Annotated in this window: 23 protein-coding genes; 20 read left to right on the top strand and 3 right to left on the bottom strand. The window is 69.2% G+C overall.

Annotation, left to right across the window (positions count from 1 at the left end):
- Positions 1-25 precede the first annotated feature (25 nt).
- Genes murA through AB4Z18_RS10075 form a run of 4 tightly spaced genes read left to right on the top strand, consistent with a single transcriptional unit; the run spans position 26 to position 4,328 of the window.
- Positions 26-1,354 carry a UDP-N-acetylglucosamine 1-carboxyvinyltransferase gene (gene murA / locus AB4Z18_RS10090; RefSeq protein ID WP_441782544.1) on the top strand — a complete coding sequence of 443 codons (1,329 nt, stop codon included), beginning with the start codon at positions 26-28 and terminating at the stop codon, positions 1,352-1,354.
- Between the two features lie 47 nt (positions 1,355-1,401).
- A complete protein-coding gene (locus AB4Z18_RS10085) occupies positions 1,402-2,196 on the top strand; it encodes a lysophospholipid acyltransferase family protein (protein ID WP_441782543.1) in 795 nt (264 codons plus the stop codon).
- The gene (locus tag AB4Z18_RS10080) at positions 2,189-3,319 is read left to right on the top strand and encodes an NAD(P)H-dependent glycerol-3-phosphate dehydrogenase (RefSeq protein ID WP_441782542.1); all 1,131 of its coding nucleotides are present in this window, start codon (positions 2,189-2,191) and stop codon (positions 3,317-3,319) included. The genes AB4Z18_RS10085 and AB4Z18_RS10080 overlap by 8 nt, the downstream gene beginning before the upstream one ends.
- On the top strand, positions 3,231-4,328 hold the full coding sequence (locus AB4Z18_RS10075) for a D-alanine--D-alanine ligase family protein (RefSeq protein WP_441782541.1): 1,098 nt from the start codon (positions 3,231-3,233) through the stop codon (positions 4,326-4,328). Before AB4Z18_RS10080 ends, AB4Z18_RS10075 begins: the two co-directional genes overlap by 89 nt.
- 21 nt (positions 4,329-4,349) lie before the next feature.
- Here AB4Z18_RS10075 and AB4Z18_RS10070 read toward each other — a convergent pair whose 3' ends face one another.
- Positions 4,350-4,859, bottom strand: coding sequence for a DUF3515 family protein (locus AB4Z18_RS10070; RefSeq protein WP_441782540.1), 510 nt, complete (start codon positions 4,857-4,859; stop codon positions 4,350-4,352).
- 25 nt (positions 4,860-4,884) lie between these two features.
- Here AB4Z18_RS10070 and thiL point away from each other — a divergent pair, with 25 nt between their 5' ends.
- Positions 4,885-5,886 carry a thiamine-phosphate kinase gene (gene thiL / locus AB4Z18_RS10065; protein ID WP_441782539.1) on the top strand — a complete coding sequence of 334 codons (1,002 nt, stop codon included), beginning with the start codon at positions 4,885-4,887 and terminating at the stop codon, positions 5,884-5,886.
- A gap of 12 nt (positions 5,887-5,898) precedes the next feature.
- On the opposite strand, the gene rsmD is transcribed toward thiL, so the two are convergent.
- Positions 5,899-6,483: a 16S rRNA (guanine(966)-N(2))-methyltransferase RsmD gene (rsmD, locus tag AB4Z18_RS10060; RefSeq protein ID WP_441782538.1), complete on the bottom strand. Its 585-nt coding sequence runs from the start codon at positions 6,481-6,483 to the stop codon at positions 5,899-5,901.
- Between the two features lie 49 nt (positions 6,484-6,532).
- On the opposite strand from rsmD, the gene AB4Z18_RS10055 reads away from it, so the two are divergent.
- The 10 genes from AB4Z18_RS10055 (at position 6,533) to mutM (ending at position 17,318) form a co-directional block, all read left to right on the top strand.
- A complete protein-coding gene (locus tag AB4Z18_RS10055; protein ID WP_441782537.1) occupies positions 6,533-7,360 on the top strand; it encodes a hypothetical protein in 828 nt (275 codons plus the stop codon).
- Complete coding sequence (locus AB4Z18_RS10050; protein ID WP_441782536.1) at positions 7,357-9,588, top strand: ATP-dependent DNA helicase RecG; 2,232 nt, start codon at positions 7,357-7,359, stop codon at positions 9,586-9,588. Before AB4Z18_RS10055 ends, AB4Z18_RS10050 begins: the two co-directional genes overlap by 4 nt.
- 106 nt (positions 9,589-9,694) lie before the next feature.
- Positions 9,695-10,177 carry a pantetheine-phosphate adenylyltransferase gene (gene coaD / locus AB4Z18_RS10045; protein WP_441782535.1) on the top strand — a complete coding sequence of 161 codons (483 nt, stop codon included), beginning with the start codon at positions 9,695-9,697 and terminating at the stop codon, positions 10,175-10,177.
- A gap of 11 nt (positions 10,178-10,188) precedes the next feature.
- Positions 10,189-11,289 (top strand): AAA family ATPase, encoded by a 1,101-nt coding sequence (locus AB4Z18_RS10040; RefSeq protein ID WP_441782534.1) that lies wholly within the window; start codon positions 10,189-10,191, stop codon positions 11,287-11,289.
- A 1-nt stretch (position 11,290) separates the two neighbouring features.
- A complete protein-coding gene (locus AB4Z18_RS10035; RefSeq protein WP_441782533.1) occupies positions 11,291-12,622 on the top strand; it encodes a DUF58 domain-containing protein in 1,332 nt (443 codons plus the stop codon).
- Positions 12,612-14,879: a transglutaminase family protein gene (locus tag AB4Z18_RS10030; protein WP_441782532.1), complete on the top strand. Its 2,268-nt coding sequence runs from the start codon at positions 12,612-12,614 to the stop codon at positions 14,877-14,879. The genes AB4Z18_RS10035 and AB4Z18_RS10030 overlap by 11 nt, the downstream gene beginning before the upstream one ends.
- Before the next feature lie 11 nt (positions 14,880-14,890).
- Positions 14,891-15,487 (top strand): YceD family protein, encoded by a 597-nt coding sequence (locus AB4Z18_RS10025; RefSeq protein ID WP_441782531.1) that lies wholly within the window; start codon positions 14,891-14,893, stop codon positions 15,485-15,487.
- 2 nt (positions 15,488-15,489) lie between these two features.
- Positions 15,490-15,693: a 50S ribosomal protein L32 gene (rpmF, locus tag AB4Z18_RS10020; RefSeq protein WP_018190667.1), complete on the top strand. Its 204-nt coding sequence runs from the start codon at positions 15,490-15,492 to the stop codon at positions 15,691-15,693.
- A 22-nt stretch (positions 15,694-15,715) separates the two neighbouring features.
- Positions 15,716-16,429 carry a ribonuclease III gene (gene rnc, locus AB4Z18_RS10015; protein ID WP_441783006.1) on the top strand — a complete coding sequence of 238 codons (714 nt, stop codon included), beginning with the start codon at positions 15,716-15,718 and terminating at the stop codon, positions 16,427-16,429.
- On the top strand, positions 16,407-17,318 hold the full coding sequence (gene mutM / locus AB4Z18_RS10010) for a bifunctional DNA-formamidopyrimidine glycosylase/DNA-(apurinic or apyrimidinic site) lyase (protein WP_441782530.1): 912 nt from the start codon (positions 16,407-16,409) through the stop codon (positions 17,316-17,318). Before rnc ends, mutM begins: the two co-directional genes overlap by 23 nt.
- A 185-nt stretch (positions 17,319-17,503) precedes the next feature.
- On the opposite strand, the gene AB4Z18_RS10005 is transcribed toward mutM, so the two are convergent.
- Entirely contained in the window at positions 17,504-18,565 is a 1,062-nt protein-coding gene (locus AB4Z18_RS10005) for a GNAT family N-acetyltransferase (RefSeq protein ID WP_441782529.1), read from the bottom strand.
- 217 nt (positions 18,566-18,782) lie between these two features.
- Between AB4Z18_RS10005 and AB4Z18_RS10000 the strand changes: the two genes are divergently transcribed.
- The 5 genes from AB4Z18_RS10000 (at position 18,783) to AB4Z18_RS09980 (ending at position 23,975) form a co-directional block, all read left to right on the top strand.
- Positions 18,783-20,006 carry a branched-chain amino acid ABC transporter substrate-binding protein gene (locus AB4Z18_RS10000; protein WP_441782528.1) on the top strand — a complete coding sequence of 408 codons (1,224 nt, stop codon included), beginning with the start codon at positions 18,783-18,785 and terminating at the stop codon, positions 20,004-20,006.
- Between the two features lie 118 nt (positions 20,007-20,124).
- Complete coding sequence (locus tag AB4Z18_RS09995) at positions 20,125-21,138, top strand: branched-chain amino acid ABC transporter permease (RefSeq protein WP_441782527.1); 1,014 nt, start codon at positions 20,125-20,127, stop codon at positions 21,136-21,138.
- Complete coding sequence (locus AB4Z18_RS09990; protein WP_441782526.1) at positions 21,135-22,367, top strand: branched-chain amino acid ABC transporter permease; 1,233 nt, start codon at positions 21,135-21,137, stop codon at positions 22,365-22,367. Before AB4Z18_RS09995 ends, AB4Z18_RS09990 begins: the two co-directional genes overlap by 4 nt.
- Positions 22,364-23,275 (top strand): ABC transporter ATP-binding protein, encoded by a 912-nt coding sequence (locus AB4Z18_RS09985; protein ID WP_441782525.1) that lies wholly within the window; start codon positions 22,364-22,366, stop codon positions 23,273-23,275. Before AB4Z18_RS09990 ends, AB4Z18_RS09985 begins: the two co-directional genes overlap by 4 nt.
- A complete protein-coding gene (locus tag AB4Z18_RS09980; RefSeq protein WP_441782524.1) occupies positions 23,262-23,975 on the top strand; it encodes an ABC transporter ATP-binding protein in 714 nt (237 codons plus the stop codon). Before AB4Z18_RS09985 ends, AB4Z18_RS09980 begins: the two co-directional genes overlap by 14 nt.
- The last annotated feature ends 30 nt before the right edge of the window (positions 23,976-24,005 follow it).

The raw sequence follows: 24,005 nt of genomic DNA, 5'->3' as shown, positions 1-24,005 counted from the left end.
GGACGCACAGGCAGCAGGAGCACGCGTGGGCCTCAAGGGCGACCGCATCACCATCAACGGTGGCCGTCCCCTCGAGGGGCGCATCGAGGTGCGCGGCGCCAAGAACTTCGTCACGAAGGCCATGGTCGCGGCGATCCTCGGCGAGAGCCCGAGCGTGCTGCGGAACGTGCCCGACATCTCCGACGTCCGCGTAGTGCGCGGGCTGCTGGAGGTGCACGGCGTCAAGGTGACGGACGGCGCCGAGGAGGGCGAGCTCCTGCTCGACCCCAGTGCGGTGGAGTCGGCGCACATGGCCGACATCGACGCGCACGCGGGCTCCAGCCGCATCCCGATCCTGTTCTGCGGCCCGCTGCTGCACCGGCTGGGTGAGGCGTTCATCCCCGACCTCGGCGGCTGCCGCATCGGCGACCGCCCGATCGACTACCACCTGGAGGTGCTGCGCAAGTTCGGCGCCGTGGTGGACAAGCTGCCGAGTGGCATCCGGATGACGGCCCCGAACGGGCTGCACGGAGCGAAGCTCGAGCTGCCGTACCCGAGTGTCGGTGCGACGGAGCAGGTGCTCCTGACCGCGGTGCGCGCCGACGGTATCACCGAGCTCAAGGGCGCGGCGATCGAGCCCGAGATCATGGATCTCATCAACGTCCTGCAGAAGATGGGCGCCATCATTTCGGTCGACACCGACCGCGTGATCCGCATCGAGGGCGTCGACTCGCTCTCCGGCTACAGCCACACCGCCCTGTTCGACCGGAACGAGGCGGCCAGCTGGGCTGCCGCCGCGCTCGCGACCGGTGGCGACATCTTCGTCGGCGGCGCTCGCCAGCCCGAGATGCTGACCTTCCTCAACGTCTTCCGCAAGGTCGGCGGCGCCTTCGAGATCCACGACGACGGCATCCGCTTCTACCACCCGGGCGGCGAGCTCAAGCCGGTGGTCATCGAGACGGATGTCCACCCTGGCTTCATGACCGACTGGCAGCAGCCGCTGGTCGTGGCGCTCACGAAGGCGTCCGGCGTGTCGATCGTGCACGAGACGGTGTACGAGCAGCGCTTCGGCTTCGTGGATGCCCTGGTCGACATGGGCGCGAAGATCCAGGTCCACAAGGAGTGCCTCGGCGGTCACCCGTGCCGCTTCGGTCAGCGCAACTTCAACCACTCGGCCGTCATCATGGGCCCGGTGGAGCTGAAGGGCGCCGACATCGAGGTCCCGGATCTCCGCGGCGGCTTCAGCCACCTCATCGCGGCTCTGACCGCTGAGGGGCGTTCGACCGTCAGCAACGTGGGCATCATCAGCCGCGGCTACGAGAACTTCATCACGAAGCTCCAGCTGCTCGGTGCTGATTTCGTCCTCGAAGGCTGAGCGACCGGATTCATCCACAGGTCCGCGGGGCGCATGCGCCGAGCGCCATGCGTGTCACGGATAATAGGACGGTGCCAGAAACCGCTTCGCCCGTGAAGAGACAACGCTCCGAGAAGGGCCGCCCGTCGGTTTTCTGGGTGCTTGCCGGCCTTGTCGTCCCGATCGGCAGTCTGCTCGCCCGATTCCGGATTGTGGATGGCGACAAGCTTCCGCGCACCGGCGCGTTCGTGCTGACGCCCAACCACTACAGCGAGATCGACCCGGTGATGGTGGGCATGGTCGCGTGGAAGCTGGGACGGCTCCCGCGGTTCCTGGCGAAGGAGAGCCTGTTCAAGGTCCCCGTTGTGGGCTGGTTCCTGCGCCGCTCCGGCCAGGTGCCGGTGTCCCGCGGCGGCAGCGCCCGGGGGTCGGCGCCGCTGGAGGCGGCACGGAGCATCGTCGAAGAGGGCCGGATCGTCGTCATCTACCCGGAGGGTTCCCTCACCCGCGACCCGGACATGTGGCCCATGCGCGGCAAGACCGGGGCTGCGCGGATGGCGCTCGAGAACGACCTCCCCGTCATCCCGATGGCGCACTGGGGAACCCAGCAGGTCATGGCGCGCTACGCGAAGAAGATCAGCTGGTTCCCACGGAAGACCGTCGACGTGAAGATCGGCGATCCGGTCGACCTGTCCGCGTTCCGCGGCCGTCCGCTCGACAATGCGACCCTCACCGAGGCGACCGCGGTGATCATGGATGCGATCAGCGCGCTCCTGGAAGACCTGCGAGGCGAGAAGGCTCCCGCCGAGCGGTGGGATCCGTCGCAGCACAACCAGAAGGACACCGGGCGCTTCGATGGCTAAGGCAGTGAAGGCTCCCGTCGCTCAGCCCCGCCGCATCGCCGTGCTCGGCGCCGGCAGTTGGGGGACGACGTTCGCCAAGATCCTCGCCGACGGCGGCTCGGATGTGGTGCTCTGGGCGCGGCGCCCGGAGCTCGCGCGCGAGATCAACGAGGTGAAGCGCAACAGCGACTACCTGGAGGGCATCAACCTCCCGCGCAACCTTCGGGCGACATCCCGGCTGGGGGAGGCGATGGGCGGCGCCGAGCAGGTGTTCGTGTCGATCCCGAGCCAGATGCTCCGGTCGAACCTGGAGGCGATGATCCCGTTCCTCGGCCCCGAGACCGTCGTGGTCAGCCTGATGAAGGGCGTCGAGAAGGGCACGGGCCTCCGGATGAGCGAGGTGATCGCGCAGGGGCTCCCCGTGGAGCCCGAGCGAATCGCCGTCGCCTCGGGTCCGAACCTGGCGCTGGAGATCGCCCGCGAGCAGCCGACGGCTGCCGTCGTCTCGTCCGAGAGCCTGGAGACGGCGCAGGCCGTCGCTATTTCGGCGACGAACCGGTACTTCCGCAGCTTCGTCAACACCGACGTCATCGGCACCGAGTTCGGCGGCGTTCTCAAGAACCTGATCGCCGTGGCGATCGGCATCGTCGACGGCGTCGGCTACGGCGAGAACACGAAGGCGTCGATCATCACCCGGGGCCTCGTGGAGATGACGGATTTCGCGGTGGCGTACGGCGCGAAGCCCGAGACGCTGTCGGGGCTCGCAGGGCTCGGCGATCTGATCGCCACGTGCGAGTCGTCGTTGAGTCGCAACAACACCGCCGGCCGTCTGCTCGGCCAGGGATACGGGTTCCACGACGTCGTGAAGCAGATGAACCAGACGGCGGAGGGTCTCGCCTCCGTCGCGCCCATCCTGAGCCTCGCCGAGGCGCGCGGGGTGGAGATGCCGATCGTCCGTCAGGTGAGCCAGGTGCTCGCCGGTACGCTCGATCCGAAAGACATCGCACCGCATCTCACGACGGATTCGGACGAGCCGCAAGGCGAAAGGACACTGGATGACGGACAAGGTCGCAGTCGCGCTTCTCTTTGGGGGCCGGTCAAGCGAGCATTCGATCAGCTGCGCGACGGCGGCGGGCGTTCTTGAGGCGATCGACCGTGAGCGCTACGACGTCATCCCGATCGGGATCACCCACGAGGGCGCGTTCACGCTGCAGCCGGATGACGCTGCGCGATTCGCGCTGAACGCGGAGCACCTTCCCGAGGTCGAGGACAACGGGTCGCGCGTCCTGTGGCCGGACAGCGTCGCGACGCGCGAGCTGACCGTTGTCGACCGTGAGGGGGTTCGAACCTCCCTCGGCGAGGTCGACATCGTCTTCCCGATCCTGCACGGCCCGTGGGGCGAGGACGGCACCCTTCAGGGTCTGCTGGAGCTCGTCGGACTGCCATACGTCGGCAGCGGCGTGCTGGCGAGCGCGCTCGGGATGGACAAGCACTTCACGAAGACGGTCCTGGAGCAGGCGGGCATCCCCGTCGCGCCGTGGCGCACTGTGTCGGCGTTCGAGTGGCGCACGCAGCCGGACAAGATCCGTGAGTCGGTTCGAGCGCTCGGGCTGCCGGCCTTCGTGAAGCCGGCCCGGGCAGGATCGAGTGTCGGCGTCACCAAGGTGAAGGACTGGTCCGAGCTCGACGCAGCGATGGAGACGGCCCTGGCCGAGGACGACCGCGTCCTCATCGAGTCGATGGTGACCGGCCGCGAGGTCGAGATCGCCGTTCTCGGCGGTCGCCCGGGGGAGCCCGCGCGGGCGTCGGTCGCCGGCGAGATCGTCATCAGCGGACGCGACTTCTACGACTTCGCGGCGAAGTACCTGGATGCCCCCGGCATCGACTTGGTCTGCCCTGCCGACCTCATGGACGGGCAACTCGCCGACATGCGCGACCTGGCTGTCCGCGGCTTCGACGCCATCGGCGCGGAGGGGCTGGCCCGGGTCGACTTCTTCCTCACCGACGACGGTTTCGTGATCAATGAGATCAACACGATGCCGGGCTTCACGCCCATCTCGATGTTCCCGCGCTGCTGGCAGGAGTCGGGACTCAGCTATCCGGAACTGATCGACGAGCTCATCCAGGTCGCGCTGGCCCGCGCCGCCGCCTGAGCGCGCGCGGGCGCGCTATGCCTAGCGCGACGGCGTCGCCGACGGGGTCGCCGTCGGGTCGGTGTCGAGCGTCGAGAGGCACTTCTGCGTCTGCTTCACGGTCGACACCGCACTCGCGAACTCCGGGAGCACGGACGAGTCGGACACACCCGAGACGTGATCGATGATGACCTCGGTCGCGGGCGTCCGTCCGAACGTCTGGTAGACGATCGTCTTCGCGGCCGGATCGGTCATGAGCACCCAGTCCACGCCGTTCACATTCACGCACGGCTTCGTGGTGGCGCCGATGGGAGGGACGCCGCAGCGCAGGATCACCGCGGCCGGGTCGCCCCAGGCGCCGGTCGCCTGCGCATCCGTCTCACGCTTGGCCTTGTCGGCGACCGCGTCGGGCAGGCGCACGCTGATCTCGGCGCAGCCGGGCGCGTTGCTGTTCGCCGCAGGGTCGAGCGAGACGATCGGCGCGCATCCGGCGAGGAGCAGGGCGGCGCCTGTGAGCAGGACGGCGGGGAGGGCGCGGCGACGGGACTTCATCGGTTTCAGGCTACCGTTTCAGATCATGGGAATCTCTGGGAGCGACGCGGCGGGCATCACGATCGGGGAGGCCTCTGAGCGGGAGGCGCTGCGGCGCATCTTCCCGCGGCTTCCGGAGTCCGCAGCGACGCTCGTCGGCCCGGGCGATGACGCCGCCGTGCTCGCGGCGCCGGACGGCCGCTTCGTGGTGACGACCGACATGATGGTGCACGGCCCCGATTTCCGCCTCGCCTGGTCGAGAGCGGAGGATCTGGGCTGGAAGGCGGCCGCCACGAACCTCTCCGACGTCGCGGCGATGGGCGCTGTGCCGACCGCGCTCGTGGTGGCGATCGCGGCGCCACCCGAGACCCCGGTGGCCTGGCTGGAGGGTGTGGCCGACGGCTTCCGGCTGGCCTGCGAGCACCTGGCCCCCGGGTGCGGCGTGGTGGGCGGTGACCTCTCCGTGTCGGCCACCCTGACCATCGCGGTGACAGCGTTCGGCGACCTCCAGGGTCGCGCGCCGGTGCTGCGGAGCGGCGCCCGACCGGGTGATGTGGTCGCCGTCTCGGGGGCGCTGGGGGAGGCCGCGATTGGGCTCTCCCTCCTGTTCGCCGAGGCCGTGGATGCAGCGGGCGAGCCGGATGCGGAGCGGTTCGCGGCCGTCGCGGCCGCGCATCCAGAAGCCGTCCGGGCACAGCTGAGGCCGCTCCCGCCGATTGCCGACGGACCTCTCGCGGCGGAGGCGGGCGCGACCGCGATGCTCGATCTGAGCGACGGTCTCGCGCTGGATGCGCGGCGGGTCGCCGAGGCCAGCGGCGTCGCGATCGACCTCGACCCGGCGGCCCTGGGCACGGACGTGCGGACGGCCCTGACCGGAGGCGAGGACCACGGACTGCTCGCGGCGTTCCCACCAGGCACGACACTCCCGGGCGGCTTCCGTCCCATCGGCGTCGTGCGCGCCGGCAGCGGCCTGCTGGTCGACGGTCGCCTCTTCGACGAGCGCGGAGGGTGGGATCCGTACCTGGAGTGGGACGGCGGCCGCGGCTAGGGCTGCAGCACGCTAGGGCTGCGGGACATCCGGCGTCAGCCAGTAGATCGCAGTCTCGCCGTAGTCCTTTCGCCGCTCGACGATGAGGGCATCCGGCAGCGTCGGCTCGGGGTCGCGTGCACTGCGTTCGACACAGACCACGGCATCCTCTGAGAGGAGGGGGACGAGCGCCGTCAGCACGCCCACCAGTTCTTCGTCGCCGGTCAGGTAGGGCGGGTCGATGAAGACCACGTCGAACGGCCCGGTCGCACCTGCGAGGTAGCTCTGAACAGAGGACGCGCGCACGTCCAGGTCGGGGACCACCCTGCGCGCAGCCTTCGCCGCCGAAGCGACCGCAGCGGCGTTGCGCCGGCATACCTGCGCCGCGGCCGCGCTCCGCTCCACCAGGACCACGCAGGCTGCGCCGCGGCTGGCCGCTTCGAGCCCCAGCGCACCGGATCCTGAATACAGGTCGAGCACCCGGGCATCGCGGACGGCGTCCCGCGCATCCAGTGCCGAGAAGATCGCCTCGCGCACCCGGTCGCTGGTGGGTCGGGTCCCGCTCTTGGGCACCTGGAGGGTGAGTGAGCCGGCGAAACCGGAGACGATTCGGGTCATGGCCCCACGAGCCTAGCGTCGGCGGGGCCGGTGCCGCCAAGATATGGGGATGGAGGAACGCCTGGAGCAGGCAGAGCTCGACGCCCTGTGGCTCCCCGGTGACCCGATCGCCTCCGCCGACCGGCTGGCTGCTGCCGCCGCGGAACCGGACCGGTCGGAGCTCGTCCGGGCCGAGCTGGAGACTCAGCGCGCCCGCGCGCTGGGATTGCAGGGCCGGTTCGAGGAGGCCGAGGCGCTGCTGGAGTCTTTGGAGCCCGCGTTCGGCGTGCTCGAGGTGCGTGTGCTGCTGGAGCGCGGACGCCTGCGGAACGCGGTCGGACGCTCCTGGGAGGCCGTGCCCATCCTCGAGGCCGCTCTGCGCACCGCGCGACGCGACGACGAGCTGGCCCTGGCGGTGGAGTCGGCGCTCGTTCTGGCGGAGGCCGACCGCACGCGAGCGCAGCAGTGGATCGAGGAGGGCCTGGCGGATCTCGCAGGCTCCGAGGACCCGCGCACGCTGCGCTGGGGCGTGGTGCTGCACGACCTGAAAGGCTGGGCGCTGCTCTCCGACGGGGACGCGGCCGCAGCACTCGTCTCGTTCGAGGACGCGGTGGAGTACGCAGAGGGCTACGGGACCTTGGACCAGCAGTTCGCGGCGAAGTGGGCACTCGGGCGCTGCCTCCGCGAGCTGGGTCGCCTCCCCGAGGCTCTGGAGCTCCAGCGACGGCTTGCGACCGAGCGGCCCGACGAGCCCGCGGTCGCCGAGGAGCTGGCGGCTCTCGCGGCTCTCGGAACGCAGGAGCCCGAGCGCGACAGCACAGCGCCCGACAGCACAGCACAGCACGACACAGCACCGGACGACACAGCGCCGGAGGAGAGACATACCATCGACTCATGACCTCCGCCTCCGCCCCAGCCGGCTCCGGATCCGCCGACGCGGGCGCCGTCGGCCTGGACTCCCGCCTGACGGGTGTGCTCGGCGGGCGCACCGCCTCCGCGTTCGAGAAGGCGTTCGGGATGCGCACCGTCGCCGACCTGCTCAGCCACTATCCCCGCCGTTTCGCGAAGCGCGGGGAGCTGACCGCTCTGGCCAACCTGCCGCTGGATGAGAACGTCACGATCATCGCCGAGGTGCTGCGGGTGCAGGACCGTCCGATGCGTGCCCGGCGGGGCAGCATCCTGGAGGTGAAGATCTCCGACGGCGAGGGCATCCTCACGCTCACGTTCTTCAACCAGGCGTGGCGTTCGCGTGAACTGACGCCGGGGGTCCGCGGAATCTTCGCCGGGAAGGTCTCGGCCTACCGCGGCGCGCTGCAGCTCGCGCATCCCGACTACGAGCTGTTCGAGCCGGACGCGGAAAACGCGGTCGCTCCTGGCAGCGCGGCCGCGAAGGAGTGGGCGCAGACGCCGATCCCGATCTACCCGGCGACGGGGACGGTCGCCAGCTGGCAGGTTCAGAAGGCCGTCGGGCTCGCCCTCGACGCACTGGCGCCGGTTGCCGATCCTGTGCCGGAGAACGTTGCCGCGGAGCGCGGACTCGTGCCGTACAGCGACGCACTGGAGGGCATCCACCGCCCGCAGAAGGATTCGCAGTGGCAGCGCGCCCGCGACTCGCTGCGCTTCCAGGAGGCGTTCGTGCTGCAGGCGGCGCTCCTGCAGCAGCGGGCGGCGAGCCGGGAGGCGGCGGCCACCCCCAGACAAGCCGTGCCGGGCGGCCTGCTGGAGCGGTTCGACGCGTCCCTCCCGTTCGACCTCACCGGAGACCAGGAGGTGGTCGGCCGGGAGATCGCACAGGACCTGGCGGCCACGGCCGCGATGCACCGCCTGGTGCAGGGCGAGGTCGGCTCGGGGAAGACGCTCGTGGCTCTGCGCGCGATGCTCGCCGTCGCCGACTCGGGCGGCCAGTCCGCCCTGCTGGCGCCGACAGAGGTGCTCGCAGCCCAGCACCTGCGCTCGATCGCGGCGATGCTCGGCCCGGACCTGTCTGCTCAGCTGATGCCGACCCTCCTGACTGGGCAGTTGTCCGCCGCCGAACGGAAACGCGCGCTGCTCCGGACCGTCTCCGGGCAGGCCCGCATCGTGGTCGGCACCCACGCGCTCCTCGGCGACGCGGTCACGTTCTACGATCTGGGGCTCGTCGTCGTCGACGAGCAGCATCGCTTCGGCGTCGAGCAGCGCGAGGCGCTCCGGGCGAAGGGCGGGACGCCGCCGCACGTGCTCGTGCTCACCGCCACGCCCATCCCGCGCACGGTGGCGATGACGGTGTTCGGCGACCTGGATGTGTCGACGATCGCGCAGCTTCCCGCCGGTCGGCAGGGCATCGAGAGCTTCGTGGTGCCGCTGGCCGACCGCCCCGGCTGGGAGCGGCGGATCTGGGAGCGCGCCTCCGAGGAGATCGGCAAGGGGCGCCAGGTGTTCGTGGTCTGCCCCGCGATCTCGGGAAAGGACGCGGAGGACGACGGCGAAGAGCCGGAGCCGGTCGAGCCCGGGGCGGAGGGGGTCCCCGCCCGGCCGATCGCCACCGTCGAGGCCGTCGCCGCCCAGGTGCGCGCCGACCCGCTCTTCCGCGAGGCGCGCATTGGAGTGCTGCACGGCCGCCTGTCGTCCGAGGTGAAGGACGAGGTCATGCGCGCGTTCGCCGCCGGTGACATCGACCTCCTGATCGCCACGACCGTGATCGAGGTCGGCGTGAATGTCCCGAACGCCTCGGCCATGGTGGTGCTGGATGCGGACCGCTTCGGCGTCTCGCAGCTCCACCAGCTGCGCGGCCGGGTCGGTCGCGGCGGCATCCCGGGCCTCTGCCTCCTGGTCACGGCGGCCGAGCAGGGGAGCCTCGCGCGGGAGAGGGTGGAGGCTGTGGCCGCGACATTGGACGGCTTCGAACTCGCGAACATCGACCTCGAACTCCGGCGGGAGGGCGATGTGCTCGGCAGCCGCCAGTCGGGTGGGCGCTCGTCGCTCCGGCTGCTGCGGGTCGCCAGCGACGGCGAGCTGATCTCCGAGGCGAGGGTGGCGGCGGAGGAGACTTTGGACGCCGATCCCTCGCTCTCGCAGCATCCCGCGCTGCAGGCCGCGCTGGCCCGCAGGCTGGATGAGAGCGAGCGCGCCTTCCTCGGCAAGTCGTAGCCGAGCGGCCCGGCCGCCGCGACTGCATCCCACGCCACACGGACGAAACCCGTTGGTAACGGATTCACAACGAAATGCCGGGAACCGCGGGATAGTCTGGGGGTCTATGAACAGGATCGCCGTTGTCCCTGGATCGTTCGACCCGGTCACTCTCGGGCACCTCGATGTGATCGAGCGTGCTGCCGGTCTCTGGGACGAGGTCCACGTCGTGGTGGTCCACAACCCGGACAAGACGGCCCTGCTCCCCATCGCCCAGCGGGTCGCCCTGCTGGAGCGGTCGATCGAGGATGCCGGCATCGTCGGCAACATCGTCATCGCCTCCTGGTCGATGGGCCTCCTCGTCGACTACTGCACCGACGTCGGCGCGCACGTGCTGGTGAAGGGCATCCGGTCGTCGGTGGATGTGGCCTACGAGACGCCGATGGCGATCGTCAACCGCCACCTCGCCGACGTCGAGACCGTCTTCCTGCTGCCCAACCCGGCCAACGCGCACGTGTCGAGCTCTCTCGTGCGCCAGGTGTCCGCCCTCGGCGGCGACGTGAGCCCGTACGTGCCGCCGGCCGTCCACGAATACCTCCAAGACGTTTAGCGCGGGGAGCCATGAACAGTTACGCGACGAGACAGCCCACCGAGTCCACCGTCGCGCCAGAAGAGGAGACCGGGGCGGTTCCCCGGATGGGTCTGGATGAGCTGCGGCTCGCCGCCGCTCAGATCACCGAGAACGTCGAGTCCGTCATCGACGGGAAGCACGAAGCGGTGCAGACCGCGCTGGTGGTGCTCCTGGCGGAGGGCCACCTGCTGATCGAGGATGTGCCCGGCGTCGGCAAGACGATGCTCGCGAAGTCGCTGGCGAAGTCGGTGGACTGCACGGTCAGCCGCATCCAGTTCACACCCGACCTGCTGCCCAGCGACGTGACCGGAGTCTCCGTCTACAACCAGGCGGAGCGGCGGTTCGAGTTCAAGCCGGGCGCCATCTTCGCGAACATCGTCATCGGCGACGAGATCAACCGCGCCAGCCCCAAGACGCAGTCCGCCCTGCTGGAGTGCATGGAGGAGCGCCAGGTCACGGTCGACGGCTCGACCTATCCACTGGGCGCGCCGTTCATCGTGGTGGCGACGCAGAACCCCATCGAGATGGAGGGCACCTACGCCCTGCCCGAGGCGCAACGCGACCGCTTCATGGCGCGGATCGCCATGGGGTACCCGGACGAGGGCTCGGAGCTCGCCATGCTCACCACGCGCGACACGTCCAGTCCGCTTTCGCGCATCCGGCCGGTCGTCACCTCCGACGACCTGAGGGCCATGATGGTCACCGCCCGGAGCGTGTTCGCGTCCACCCCGGTGAAGCAGTACGCCGTGGACCTGGTGCGAGCCACACGCGAGGACCGCGACCTCCGCCTCGGCGCCAGCCCCCGCGCGACCCTGCAGCTGATCCGTGCGGCCAAGGCGATGGCCGCGCTGGCCGGCCGTGACTTCGTGCTCCCGGACGACGTGGATGCGCTGGCCGTACCGGTGCTCGGACACCGACTGCTCCCGACGAGCAGGGCCCTCGGGCACCACCACGAGAGTGCGCCCGTGATCGCCGACATCGTGCGCCGGATCGTGGCCGCGACACCGGTCCCGGTCGGCTCCGCAGGCGTCGGCGCCCCCACTCCCGCCGGCTCCGCCGCTCCCGGCCCGGTGCGCGCGACGGGTCGTTAGCATGCCCGCCCGCGGTCGCGTCTCCTCCCCGCTCAAGCGGCCGCGCCCGACCGCGCGCGGGTGGACGCTCGGCGCCATCGGGGCGCTCGCGCTGGTCGGCTCGGCGCTGCTCGGCCGCACCGACGTCCTGTTCGTCGGCGTCTTCCTCACGGTGCTCCCGCTCGCGGCGATGATCTCGGTCACCGTCGACCGGCCGCGCCTCGGCGTCGCCCGCAGCTTCCATCCGGATGTGGTGGCGACGGGGGAGCAGGCCACGATCGTCACGACGGTCCGCAACCAGTCGCCGCGGCCCAGCCCCGCGGCCCGCTGGCGCGAGTCGGCTCCCGACGCCGTCGGTGTGCAGGGCTCAGCGCCGTTCCCTCGCCTGGGAGCTCACCAGGCGGACGGGAGTCTCGGCCGAGACACTGTGGTCTTGCGGCAGGACGTAGTGCCCGAGCGGCGCGGCGCGCATCCCGTCGGCCCTCTGATCGTCAGCCGCACGGACCCGTTCGGCATCGCGTATGCCGAGTACGCCGTGGGCCAGCCGCGTCAGTTGCTGGTGACGCCGCGGGTGGTCACGCTCCCGCGCGGCGAACTGGATGTCGCCCACAGCGAGGGGACCGAGCACGAACTGCTGCGGCACAGCATCCCGAGTGCTGACGAGCTGATCGCCCGCGAGTACCGCCCGGGCGATCCGCTCCGCCGCGTCCACTGGCGGGCCACGGCTCGCCACGACCAGCTGATGGTGCGGCAGGAGGAGCAGCGCAGCAACCCGGAGGCGTGGATGCTGATGGACACGCGCCCGCTTCCCCTCCACACCGACGGTGTCGACGAGGAGTTTGAGACCCTCGTCGACCTGGTCGCCTCGATCGGCGTGCACCTGCTCGACGAGGGATTCTCGGTCAGCGTCGTTGAGACCGGGCACCGGCAGCTCTCGGGCCGCAGCGGCGCCGGGCGCACGGGCACCATGGGCGCCATGACGGCGACCTACGACGTGGGCAGCGCAGACCGGATGCTGCTCGCCGACCTGGCCGCCGTGGAGAGCTCGACCGATGTGCGCGAGGATGCGGTCGCCGAGCTGGGTGCGGGCCTGCGGCGGGCCGGTCGTCCCGTCCCCGTCTTCGCCGTGCTCGCCGGTGCTGCTCCCACGGAGCTCGGCGCCCTGGCCGCCCTGCGCTCGATGGGCGACCCGGCTGTGGCGTTCGTCGCAGCATCCATGCCTGCGGAGGTTGCAGAGCTCCTCGCCGACGCAGGCTGGCTCACCGTGACATTCGCGGCGGGCGAGAACCCGGCCGAGTGCTGGCAGCGCGCCCTGCGCCGGCAGCGGGCGGGGGTGGTGTCCGGTGGCGACTGAGTCGCTCGCCCTCGCGGTTCCCCGCCTCGCCTCGCGGCGACGGGTGGGCTACTGGCGTCTCACCGGGGCGATGCTCCTGCAGGTGCTGGCGGTGAGCTATGCGCTCTCCGGTCTCGTCCAGGGCGTCGGGTGGTGGTTCGCCCTGGTCTCGACGGCCGCGCTGGTGCTCGTCACAGGTGCGGGCCTCCGCAGCCTCGGAGTGCCGCGCGGCGTCGTGCCGGTGCTCCTGCTGGTCGAGTCCGCCGCGATCATGACGGCCGCCTTCGGCAGAGGCAGCGGTCTCCTCGGCCTCATCCCCACCCCGGCCACGGTGTCCGGCTGGGGGCAGTACCTCCAGCAGGCCATGCTGTCGATCTATCAGCAGGGGACGCCGGCAGAGCCGCTGCCCGAGTTTCTCTTCCTGGTGGTCGGCGGCGGCTGCCTGCTTGCTCTGATCCTCGACACGCTGGCCGTCGCCATCCGCACCCCTGCCTTCACCGCGCTCGGCATCGCGGCGGTGCTCATCGTGCCGGCGGCACTGCTCGGCGACGGCCTCGACCCGATCGCCCTGGCGGCGTCGGCCGCCGCGTACCTGTGGTTGCTGCGGAGCGACATCCGCACCCGCCGTCCGGGGACGCCGCGCCCGGCCGCAGCGCTCTCCGTCGGGGCTTCCGCGGTGACGGTCGCCGTCCTGCTCGCGGGCACAGCCCCCGGATTCGACCAGGGCGGTGCCACGTCGTTCACCGCAGGGGGGATCTCGATCGGCGGCACGGTGACCCCGCTCGTCGACCTCGGCAAGGACCTCCGGCGACCAGCCGCTGTGCGCGCCCTGACGTATACGACCACGGCTGCCAACGGTCAGTACCTCAAACTCGCGTCGCTCGACCAGTTCACGGGTTCGGTCTGGAAGCACCGCGAGCGCGACACGAAACGTTTGAGCGACGGCGGGAAGATCGGCCCGGTGGCCGGCCTCTCCGACACCGTCAAGACGACCAAGATCACCACGACGGTGGACATCGACAACATGACGAGTCGTTGGCTGCCGTCGCCGGCACCCGTGCAGTCGGTCAAAGGGCTGAACGGTACCTGGTCGTGGGATCCCGACGACCTCACGATCGGCGGCATCAACGCCACCACGCAGGGGCAGCGATACACCGCCACGAGCCTCCTCCTCCAGCCCACCGCCGATCAGCTGAAGGCGGCGGGCGGGTTCGTCCCCGTAGATGTGCAGCGCGACCTGTTCCTGCCGCCGAACCTGCCCTCGGTCATCGAGGAGACCGCGCTCACGGCCACCAAGGACGCCTTCACCGAGTACGACAAGGCGGTCGCCCTCCAGGACTACTTCCGGGACAACGGCTTCGTGTACTCCACGCAGACGCCGCTCAAGCAGGGCTACGACGGCGACGGCACCCGCGTCATCGCGCGGTTCCTGGAGGTGAAGAGCGGATACTGCGTCCACTACGCCTCCGCCATGGCGCTGATGGCGCGGACGCTCGGCATCCCGTCGCGTGTCGCCGAGGGGTACCTGCCGGGCGCCACCAGCGGCGGGACGGCTACCAACCCCGGCGAGTACACGGTCACGAGCGACGACCTGCATGCCTGGCCGGAGCTGTACTTCGCGGGCGTCGGCTGGGTTCAGTTCGAGCCGACGGTCGGCCGCGGAACGGTTCCGGACTACACCCGCCCGCAGACGGACGCTGCTGCTCCGCCGCCGACCTCGGCCTCCACGTCGGGCGCCGCGCCGCGTGCGTTGGTTCCGACCGATCCGGCGAACCCGGCGGGATCGGCGACTCCGACGCTCACCTCGGCTGCGCAACCGCTCGCGACCGGGATCGGCGTGGCGATCCTCGTGATCGCCGTGCTGCTCGTGCCGGCGGTGTGGCGCCGGATGCGCCGCAGACGGCGGCTGCGCGAGCTGACCGACGAGTGGGGAGGCGCATCCCTGGTCTGGGATGAACTCCGCGACACGGTGCGCGACTTCGGCTGGAGCGCGCCACCGACGGAGACGCCGCGCGTCTTCGCGGGACGCGTGGCGGCGGCCGTCGCCGGAACGCCCGCGGAGGAGGCCGTCATGCGGCTCCTCGGTGAGCTGGAACGTGTGGCGTACGGACCGCCGACACGCCGGTGGGCGGGCAGCCTGGCGGACGATCTGGGCGTCGTCCTCTCGGCTTTGGAGGCGCAGGCCGGGCCCGCGCTGCGCGTCAAGGCGATGCTCATTCCTGTGTCCTTGCTGCCAGCGGGCTGGCCTTCGGCTGTCCGTGCCCGTACGCCCGCGTAAAATGGTCGATCGTGACCACCAAGAACTCCCCGTACGCCGTGAACGTGTACGACCTCATCCGCCACCCCGGCACCATGCGCGAGCAGCGCATCAGCCTGCCCGTGACGGAGAAGCTGGGCGAGGGTCTGATCAGCGTCCCGGAGGGCGAGACCATCGATCTCGACCTCCGTCTGGAGTCGATGCACGAGGGAATCCTCGTCACCGCCGACGCCGAGACCACCGCCTCCGGCGTCTGCGGCCGCTGCCTGATCGACATCGAGCAGCCCCTCCAAGTCGATTTCCAAGAACTTTTCGCGTATCCTTCTGAGGAAGCTTTCGATCATGAGGTTCACGACGACCACGTGGATCTTGAACCTCTGATCAGGGATGCGGTGGTGCTGTCGCTGCCGTTCCAGCCGGTGTGCCGGCCGGACTGCCCAGGTCTCGACCCCGAGACCGGGGAGAGGCTGGCGGATGTACCGGACCGCGAGCCTGCGCAGATCGTTGATCCGCGCTGGTCTGCGCTTGCGGCGTTCCAGGCTTCCGACACCACCGAATCCGAGAACACTTCGACCGAGGCAGGGCCCACCGGCTCCGCAGAGCCTCGACCGAGCAGAGAAGAGAGATAGTCATGGCCGTTCCGAAGCGGAAGCAGTCGCGAGCCAACACCCACGCCCGTCGTTCGCAGTGGAAGGCCGAGGTCCCCACGCTCGTCAAGACGATCGAGAACGGCAAGGTCACCTACAGCCTGCCGCACCGCGCCAAGGTCGTCGAGGACTCTGCGGGCACCGCCCTCTTCCTCGAGTACAAGGGCCGCAAGGTCGCCGACGTCTGATCGTCACCCAGGTGTGAAGACTGTGGTCGGAGAGAATCCTGACCGCAGCGCACTTCTCGAGAAGCTCGGGGTCGTCATCGGCCCCGAGCTTCTCGAGCTTGCGCTGACGCACCGCTCGTACGCGTACGAGCACGGCGGCATCCCCAACAACGAGCGCCTCGAGTTCCTCGGCGACTCCATCCTGGGGCAGGCTGTCACGGTGAAACTGTTCCGGGAGAACCCGGACCTCGACGAGGGTGAGCTCGCCAAGCGGCGTGCCAGCCTGGTCAGTTCTGTCGCGCTTGCCGAGGTCGCCCGCGGCATCGGCCTGGGGGAGTACCTGCGGCTGGGCCGCGGCGAGAACCAGAGCGGCGGACGCGAGAAGGCGTCCATCCTGGCAGACACCGTGGAGGCGCTGATCGGCGCGACCTACCTCGACCAGGGCGGCGATGCGGCGACCGCACTCGTGCTGCGGTTGGTCGAGCCGCTTCTGGACGATCCGGGCCGCTTCGGCGCTGCGATGGACCCGAAGACGAGCCTTCAGGAGGCCGCCGCCCACCGCGGCGCAGGCCTTCCGGTGTACACCGTGACCAACACGGGCCCGGATCACTCCAAGACCTTCCACGCGACCGTCTCCGTGGGCGACCTGGTGACCGCCTCCGGTGAAGGCACGAGCAAGAAGCAGGCCGAGATGGCCGCGGCGCTCAGCGCCTGGACGGAACTGACGAGACGACGTGCCCGAGCTCCCCGAGGTTGAGGTCGTCCGCGCGGGTCTCGCGCCCGCGGTGACCGGTGCGACCATCCTCGGCGTCGAAGTGTTCGAACCGCGGTCGCTCAAACGGCACGACCCGGTCGCCGGCACCTTCGAGGCGCTCCTGACCGGGCGGACCATGCAGGGCCCGGTGCGGCGGGGCAAGTTCTTGTGGATCCCGCTGGAGGGGTCGCCTCGGCGAGCCATCGTCGCGCACCTCGGGATGAGCGGCCAGATCCTGCTGCGCGAGCCCGGCACCGCCGAGGCGGGTCTTCTGCGCATCCGGCTGCACATCGAACATCCTGAGCATGGCGAACTGTGGGTGCACTTCGTCGACCAGCGCATCTTCGGCTCGATGGCGGTAGATGCTCTGGTGCCGACCGCGGACGGCGCCCACGGCGGCTTCGGGACGGACGAGCCGGTCATCCCGACGCAGGTCGGCCACATCGCGCGCGACCCGCTCGATCCGTCCTTCGACGACGCCGCCTTCGCCGCAGCGCTCGCCCGCAAGAACACCGGCATCAAGCGCGCCCTGCTCGACCAGACCCTGATCAGCGGCATCGGCAACATCTACGCCGACGAGGCGCTGTGGGCGGCGCGCATCCACTACGCCCAGCCCGCGAACTCGCTGAGCCGGCCGAAGGTGCGGTTGCTGCTCGCGGAGGTCCGCCACGTACTGGAGAAGGCGCTGGCCGAGGGCGGAACCAGCTTCGACGCGCAGTACGTCAACGTCAACGGAGCATCGGGCTACTTCTCTCACAGCCTCAACGCCTACGGTCGCCAGGGCGAGCCGTGCCCGCGCTGTGGCACGCCGATCGTGCGCGAACAGTTCATGAACCGGGGCTCGCATTTCTGCCCGCACTGCCAAAAGCTGCGCGCCGTTCCTTCTCGCTGAGTCCTGTTCTCAGGACTTTGGCCCGTATCCGCGACCTGTATTCAGGACTCTTGGGCGCGCGGGTCCAGCCATGCCCTGTATTCAGGACATAGCTTCACCCTTGCTGCCCGAAGTCCTGAAAACAGGAGTCCTGAAAACAGGACCCGCAGAGCAGGCGAGCCCTGAAAACAGGGCCCACGCCGCCCCTACTCCAGCGTCTTCTGCCAGTGCCCGGTCAGCGCGTGCGGACGGAACCCGAACGCGCGGTTGATCGCCAGCATCGGGTCGTTCTCGTCGGCGTTCCAGGTGAGGATGCGGCGGATGTGCGGCGCGCGCCGCCCGAGCTCCTGGATGTTCCGCAGCTTTACCGCCGTCCCGAGCCGGTGACCCCGGTGAGCGCGAGCGACCAGCGTGTCGTACTGCTCCGATTTCGTCCCGTCGGCGGGAACCGCGAGCTCCGTGTAGGCCGCGATCTCGCCCGTCGCCTCGTGCACGGCCGCCGTGACCAGCAACGGTTCGCCGCGCGCCACCAGCGTCCTCTCCTGGGAGCGGACGCGTTCGCCGTCCCAGTCCTCCGGGTCGACGGCGATGCCGCTCTGCGGGATGTCGGTCGCCATCCGCGCCTTCATCGCGGCGAACTTCTCCAGTAGCTCGTCCGGGGCGGCCCCCCACCACGACACCAGCCGGAACCCGTTCAGCGTCATCGTCAGACCCGCCTCGACCTGCGGGGGAAGGGGGAGGTGCAGCTCGCTCGACCGTTCGATCTGCCCGAGCGTGTAGCCATGACGGAGCGCGAACCGCACCTCCCGCGAGGTGGCGGGGAGCCCCGCCTTGCCGGCGGAGGCGCGCACCAATCGGTCGGCGCCCTCCAGCGTGCGGATCGGGTGCTCGGTGTAGGTGGAGATCACTCGGCGACCGCCCTCCGCGGCGAGCTCCTCGCCCTTCGACAGGAGTGCGGAACCGATGCCACGACCGCGCAGCCCGGGCACGACATCCACCAGGAGCGACACCGTCTCGGAGTCCTCCTCGAGCGGGAAGATCGCCTCCACCCGGCCGACGATCGCGTCCTCCTCGATGGCGACGAACACGATGCGCTCGGTGTACTCCTGCTCGCGGTACGCGGCGAGCGCCTGCTCGGCCGTCTCGACGAAATCGTCGTCGCCCCACAGGTCGACCACGATGCCGTTCAGCACCCCGATGAGCTCCTCGAAGGCAGCGGACTCTCGGGTACCGAGCGAGTCGGGGATGGGCAGTCGCGTAACACGCATCGGAAGGCACCTCCTCGAGCCGGTCGCGCAGAGGATCAGCCTACCGATGCGCGTGCGACGGTGTGAACCCGAGGGCGCGTTTGGTTTCGATCGTGTAAATCTGCGATCCGATCGTGGTTGCAAAACGTTGCGAGCCATGTATTCTCAGCACACATATTCGTGGCACGAACCGGTGAAAATAGCGAGTTCGTGACGGATTCACGTCGAGAGGCAAAAGATGCTACGGAAGAAAGTCACCATCGGTGCGGCTGTTGCAGCGTCAGTCGCACTGCTCCTGGCTGGATGTGCGAACCAGCCGTCCACGGGAGGATCCACCAACGGGAACTCGTCGAAGGTCGACATCCCGGCGATCACTTCGGTCGATGTACCGAAGAACGCCGTGCTCCCCGCGGGTGACGGGAAGGCCACGTGTCCGGCCGGCCTGACCATCGGTTACGTCGGCGCCGAGACCGGCCCGAACGCACAGCTCGGTATCAACATCTACAACGGCATCCAGCTGGCCATCGACCAGCACAACGAGTCCAACAAGGGCTGCCAGGTCGCGTTCAAGAAGTTCGACACCGAGGGTGACCCGAACAAGGCGACGGGGCCCGTGACGCAGGCCGTCAACGAGGCCGACATCGTCGGCGTCGTCGGCCTCCCGTTCTCGGGTGAGTCGAAGGCCACTGGCAACATCTTCGAGCAGCAGGGCCTCGTCCACATCACGCCGTCGGCCACCAACCCCGGTCTGACGCAGAACGGCTGGAAGACCTTCTTCCGCGGCCTCGGCAACGACGCCGTCCAGGGTCCTGCCGCAGCCAAGTTCCTCACGGACAAGCTGAAGGCCAAGAAGGTCTACCTGGTCCAGGACGACTCCGACTACGGAATCGGCCTCGGCACCCAGACCTCGAAGGCGCTCGGCGACGCACTCGTCGGCACCGACAAGGTGACCACCGGCCAGAAGGACTTCTCCGCTGTGATCTCCAAGATCAACAACGCGAAGCCGGACGCGGTCTACTACGCGGGCTACTACGCCGAGGGCGCTCCGTTCGACCAGCAGCTGGTCAACAAGGGCTACAAGGGCACGTTCGTCGGCCCGGACGGTGTGAAGGACGACCAGTTCATCAAGCTGGCCGGTGACGCGTCCAACAACGCGTACTTCACCTGCCCCTGCATCCCGGGTGAGCTCATCACCGACTTCGAGTCCGCCTACAAGAAGCTCGCAAGCGCCGAGCCGGGCACCTACTCGATCGAGGGATACGACGCCGCTACGGTTCTGCTGGCCGGCATCGACAAGGGCAAGACCAGCCGCGCCGACCTGCTCTCGTGGGTCAAGGACTACGACGCGGACGGCCTGAGCAAGCACTACAAGTGGGACTCCACCGGTGAGCTGCAGGCGCCCGCCGTCTACGGCTACAAGGTCGAGGGCGGCAAGATCGTCCCGATCGGCACCATCGGCTGAGGCGACCCCCTGAGGGGTGCCGCGGGCCCCGGCGGCCCGCGGCACCCTCCTTTTTCGGATACGCTCGCTTTGCCTGTCGGATCGACGGAGATCCGGCACCGAGACCCTGGATGCTCGAATGCTCGAAACCCTCGTCCTCCATCCCGCCCTCGATAGTTCCTGGATCAACTTCGATGTCAACGCGCTGGTCCAGAATTTCTGGAGCGCCACCTTCGACGGCCTCACCTTCGGTGCGGTCTACGGTCTGATCGCCGTCGGTTACACGCTGGTCTACGGCGTGCTGAACCTGATCAACTTCGCCCACTCCGAGGTCTTCATCGTCGGCGCCTACGGCGTCGTGGTGACCCTCACCACGCTGGGCTTCGGCCCGAGCGCGCCGACCCTCGGCCCAGCCGCTTTGATAGGCGACCTCTTATTGGCGCTCATCGTCGGTATGCTCGCCTCGGCCGTCACCGCCTGGATCCTCGAGCGCGTCGCCTACCGCCCCTTGCGGAAACGGAACGCGCCACGGCTCGTGTTCCTCATCACGGCGATCGGCGCCTCGTTCACGATCCAGTACCTGATCTTCCTGATCCCGGGTGTCGGCGCGAACGCGATGCCGGCAGTGACGATGTTCATCCCGCAGCCGATCTTCGACGTCTTCGGAACCATCGTCACGAGCCAGCAGCTGATCATCGTGATCGCGTCGGTCCTGCTGATGGTCGCGACCGACTGGTTCATCCGGCGCACCCGCACCGGCCGCGGAATCCGCGCGGTCGCGCAGGACCCGGACACGGCCACCCTGATGGGCGTGAACAAGGAGAAGATCATCCAGATCACGTTCATCACCGGCGGTATCCTCGCCGGTGCGGCCGCCCTGTTCTACGTGATGCTGGTGCCCTCCGGCGTCATCTACAACGGCGGCTTCATCCTCGGCGTGAAGGCGTTCGCCGCAGCGGTGCTCGGCGGTATCGGCAACGTCCGCGGCGCCCTCCTCGGCGGCCTGCTGCTGGGCGTGATCGGCAACTACGGCCAGATCCTGCTCGGTGACTCGCAGTGGACCGACGTCGTCGCCTTCGTCGTCCTCGTCCTGGTGCTGCTCATCAAGCCGAGCGGCATTCTCGGCACCTCGCTCGGAAGGAGCCGCGCATGAGCATGACAGAAGGCCCCAGGGTCCTCCCCGACGGTCGCGAGGAGCAGGCGGTCGACGCCCTCGAAGCTGCCCGCGGCAAGCGGAGCAACGGTCCCTTCGCCCAGCTCCGCGACCGCTGGAACAACCTCCCGCGCGTCGTGCAGTGGGCGTGGCTGCTCATCGTGGTCGTCATCGCCTACGCGCTGCCGTACCTGAACTTCTTCCCGCTGAGCACGGCCCCCGGCAACGACTGGGCACTCGCCTGCTTCTCGATGGCCGTGTACGCCCTCATCGCGATCGGCCTGAACGTGGTGGTCGGCTACGCCGGCCTCCTCGACCTCGGCTACGTGGCGTTCTTCGCCGTCGGGTCGTACACCGCAGCCATGCTGACGAGCCCCGACTCGCCGTTCCTGAAGATCCCATACCTGTGGACGATCCCGGTCGCCATCGCGGTGACGATGACGTTCGGCATCATCCTGGGTGTGCCGACGCTGCGACTCCGTGGTGACTACCTGGCGATCGTGACGCTCGGCTTCGGTGAGATCGTCCGAATCCTCGCGACGATCATCCCGGCCATGAAGGGACAGGTCGGCTTCCAGAACGTCGGCCACCCGCCGGGGGAGAACGCCGACGGTATCCCGATCTTCTCCAACTCCAACGGTGTGCCCTGGTACTGGCTGACGTTGACCGTGATCATCGTCATCCTGCTGCTGGTCGGAAACCTGGAGCGCAGCCGCGTCGGCCGCGCGTGGGTCGCCATCCGTGAGGATGAGGACGCCGCCGAGATCATGGGCGTCCCCACCTTCAAGTACAAGGTGTGGGCGTTCGCGATCGGCGCCGGCGTCGGCGGCCTCTCCGGTGCGCTGTTCGCCGGTCAGGTCGGGTTCGTCAACAACCAGAAGTTCGACGTGCAGACCTCGATCCTGTTCCTCGCGGCTGTCGTCCTCGGCGGCGCGGGTAACAAGGTCGGCGCGATGCTCGGAGGCGCGATCGTGGCGTACATCCCGCTGCGGTTCACCGTGATCGCGGACTACAAGTACCTGATCTTCGGTATCGCGCTGGTGCTCATCATGATCTTCCGCTCGCAGGGCCTGTTCCCCGCGCGGCAGAAGCTGCTGGCCTACGGCCGGCACGCCTACAACCGCGTGGCGGAGGCGGCGAAGGGACGGCCGAGGACGACCACGGGGGCGACCCCTGTGGTCGACCCGGGTTCACTCGATGGTGACGGCGCGAAGGGAGGCGCACGATGACGGACGCACAGAACACGGCTCCGGAGGAGGAGCTCGCCCTCGGCGCGAACGAGGACGAACTGGAGGCGGCAGGGATCGACCTGAACGTCGCCGAGGCTGCGGCCCCTGACCGCGAGATCGCGGTCGAGGTCGGGGAGAACATCGTGGAGGTGCGCAACCTGACCGTGAAGTTCGGCGGTCTGACGGCGCTCGACAACGTGACCTTCGACATCCGCCGCGGCGAGATCCTCGGGCTCATCGGCCCGAACGGTGCAGGCAAGACGACCTGCTTCAACGCGATGACCGGCGTCTACAAGCCGACCAGCGGCGACGTGCTGCTGGAGGGCCAGACGATCAAGGGGCGCAAGCAGCACCAGATCACCCGCCTCGGGCTGTCCCGGACGTTCCAGAACATCCGGCTGTTCGGCGAGATGACGGCGCTCGAGAACGTGGTGGTCGGGCTGGACGCTCGGCACCGCACCTCTGTGCCCGGCGCGCTGCTGCGGCTGCCGCGGCACATCCGCGAGGAGAAGTCGGCGATCGAGCGCGGCATGGCCCTGCTCGAGTTCGTCGGCATCGCCGACCACGCCGGCTCGCTGTCGCGGTCGCTCCCGTACGGCTACCAGCGGCGCCTGGAGATCGCACGCGCGTTGGCGACGGACCCCAAGGTGCTCTGCCTGGACGAGCCGGCCGCCGGCTTCAACCCGGCGGAGAAAGAGGACCTGATGGACCTCATCCGCACCATCCGGGCCGACGGGTACACCGTGCTGCTGATCGAACACGACATGAAGCTGGTCATGGGTGTGACTGACCGGATCGTCGTGCTGGAGTTCGGGCGCAAACTCGCCGACGACACTCCTGAGGCCATCCGGAACGACCCGCGCGTGATCGCCGCCTACCTCGGGGAGCCCGAAGATGACGTTGCTTGAGCTGAAGAACATCAGCGTTTCGTACGGCCGCATCGAGGCCATCCACGACATGTCCTTCTCTGTGGAGGAGGGCGAGATCGTGAGCCTGATCGGCGCGAACGGCGCAGGCAAGTCCACGACCATGAAGACGATCTCGGGCATCCTGAACCCGTCGAGGGGGTCGATCCTCTTCGACGGCGAGGACATCACCAAGATGAAGGCGCACATCCGCGTCGTCCGGGGTATCTCCCAGGCGCCGGAAGGCCGCGGGATCTTCCCGGGCATGACGGTGATGGAGAACCTCGACATGGGCGCGTTCGGCCGGAAGGACCGTTCGAAGATGGGCGAGGACTTCGACCGCGTCTTCTCGCTGTTCCCGCGGCTCGCCGAGCGCAAGACGCAGGTCGGCGGCACGATGTCCGGCGGCGAGCAGCAGATGCTCGCCATCGGCCGGGCGCTGATGTCGAACCCGCGCCTGCTGCTGCTGGATGAGCCGTCGATGGGTCTCGCGCCGCAGTTCATCCGCCAGATCTTCAGCATCGTGACGGAGATCAACAAGCAGGGCACGACCGTCCTGCTGGTGGAGCAGAACGCCAACCAGGCGCTGGCCCGCGCACATCGCGGCTTCGTGCTGGAGACGGGCAACATCACCCACGCAGGCACCGGTCGCGAACTCCTGGCCGACCCGGCGATCAAAGAGGCGTACCTCGGCGTCGGCTGACGCTTGCAATGCCTTCATCAAGCGCGCCGG

This window comes from Leifsonia sp. 2TAF2 (assembly GCF_052115085.1).
Classification (GTDB): Bacteria; Actinomycetota; Actinomycetes; order Actinomycetales; family Microbacteriaceae; genus Leifsonia.
The sequence above is the reverse complement of the archived record's forward strand: the minus strand, read 5'-3'. Positions and strand labels throughout refer to the sequence as shown.

Bases quoted from the DNA above. Each gene is read 5' to 3' on its own strand.
- AB4Z18_RS10085 (WP_441782543.1), top strand. From the start codon at position 1,402: ATGCGTGTCACGGATAATAGGACGGTGCCAGAAACCGCTTCGCCCGTG.
- AB4Z18_RS10080 (WP_441782542.1), top strand. From the start codon at position 2,189: ATGGCTAAGGCAGTGAAGGCTCCCGTCGCTCAGCCCCGCCGCATCGCC.
- AB4Z18_RS10075 (WP_441782541.1), top strand. From the start codon at position 3,231: ATGACGGACAAGGTCGCAGTCGCGCTTCTCTTTGGGGGCCGGTCAAGC.
- AB4Z18_RS10070 (WP_441782540.1), bottom strand. From the start codon at position 4,859: ATGAAGTCCCGTCGCCGCGCCCTCCCCGCCGTCCTGCTCACAGGCGCC.
- thiL (WP_441782539.1), top strand. From the start codon at position 4,885: ATGGGAATCTCTGGGAGCGACGCGGCGGGCATCACGATCGGGGAGGCC.
- rsmD (WP_441782538.1), bottom strand. From the start codon at position 6,483: ATGACCCGAATCGTCTCCGGTTTCGCCGGCTCACTCACCCTCCAGGTG.
- AB4Z18_RS10055 (WP_441782537.1), top strand. From the start codon at position 6,533: ATGGAGGAACGCCTGGAGCAGGCAGAGCTCGACGCCCTGTGGCTCCCC.
- AB4Z18_RS10050 (WP_441782536.1), top strand. From the start codon at position 7,357: ATGACCTCCGCCTCCGCCCCAGCCGGCTCCGGATCCGCCGACGCGGGC.
- coaD (WP_441782535.1), top strand. From the start codon at position 9,695: ATGAACAGGATCGCCGTTGTCCCTGGATCGTTCGACCCGGTCACTCTC.
- AB4Z18_RS10040 (WP_441782534.1), top strand. From the start codon at position 10,189: ATGAACAGTTACGCGACGAGACAGCCCACCGAGTCCACCGTCGCGCCA.
- AB4Z18_RS10035 (WP_441782533.1), top strand. From the start codon at position 11,291: ATGCCCGCCCGCGGTCGCGTCTCCTCCCCGCTCAAGCGGCCGCGCCCG.
- rpmF (WP_018190667.1), top strand. From the start codon at position 15,490: ATGGCCGTTCCGAAGCGGAAGCAGTCGCGAGCCAACACCCACGCCCGT.
- AB4Z18_RS10005 (WP_441782529.1), bottom strand. From the start codon at position 18,565: ATGCGTGTTACGCGACTGCCCATCCCCGACTCGCTCGGTACCCGAGAG.
- AB4Z18_RS10000 (WP_441782528.1), top strand. From the start codon at position 18,783: ATGCTACGGAAGAAAGTCACCATCGGTGCGGCTGTTGCAGCGTCAGTC.
- AB4Z18_RS09995 (WP_441782527.1), top strand. From the start codon at position 20,125: ATGCTCGAAACCCTCGTCCTCCATCCCGCCCTCGATAGTTCCTGGATC.
- AB4Z18_RS09990 (WP_441782526.1), top strand. From the start codon at position 21,135: ATGAGCATGACAGAAGGCCCCAGGGTCCTCCCCGACGGTCGCGAGGAG.
- AB4Z18_RS09985 (WP_441782525.1), top strand. From the start codon at position 22,364: ATGACGGACGCACAGAACACGGCTCCGGAGGAGGAGCTCGCCCTCGGC.
- AB4Z18_RS09980 (WP_441782524.1), top strand. From the start codon at position 23,262: ATGACGTTGCTTGAGCTGAAGAACATCAGCGTTTCGTACGGCCGCATC.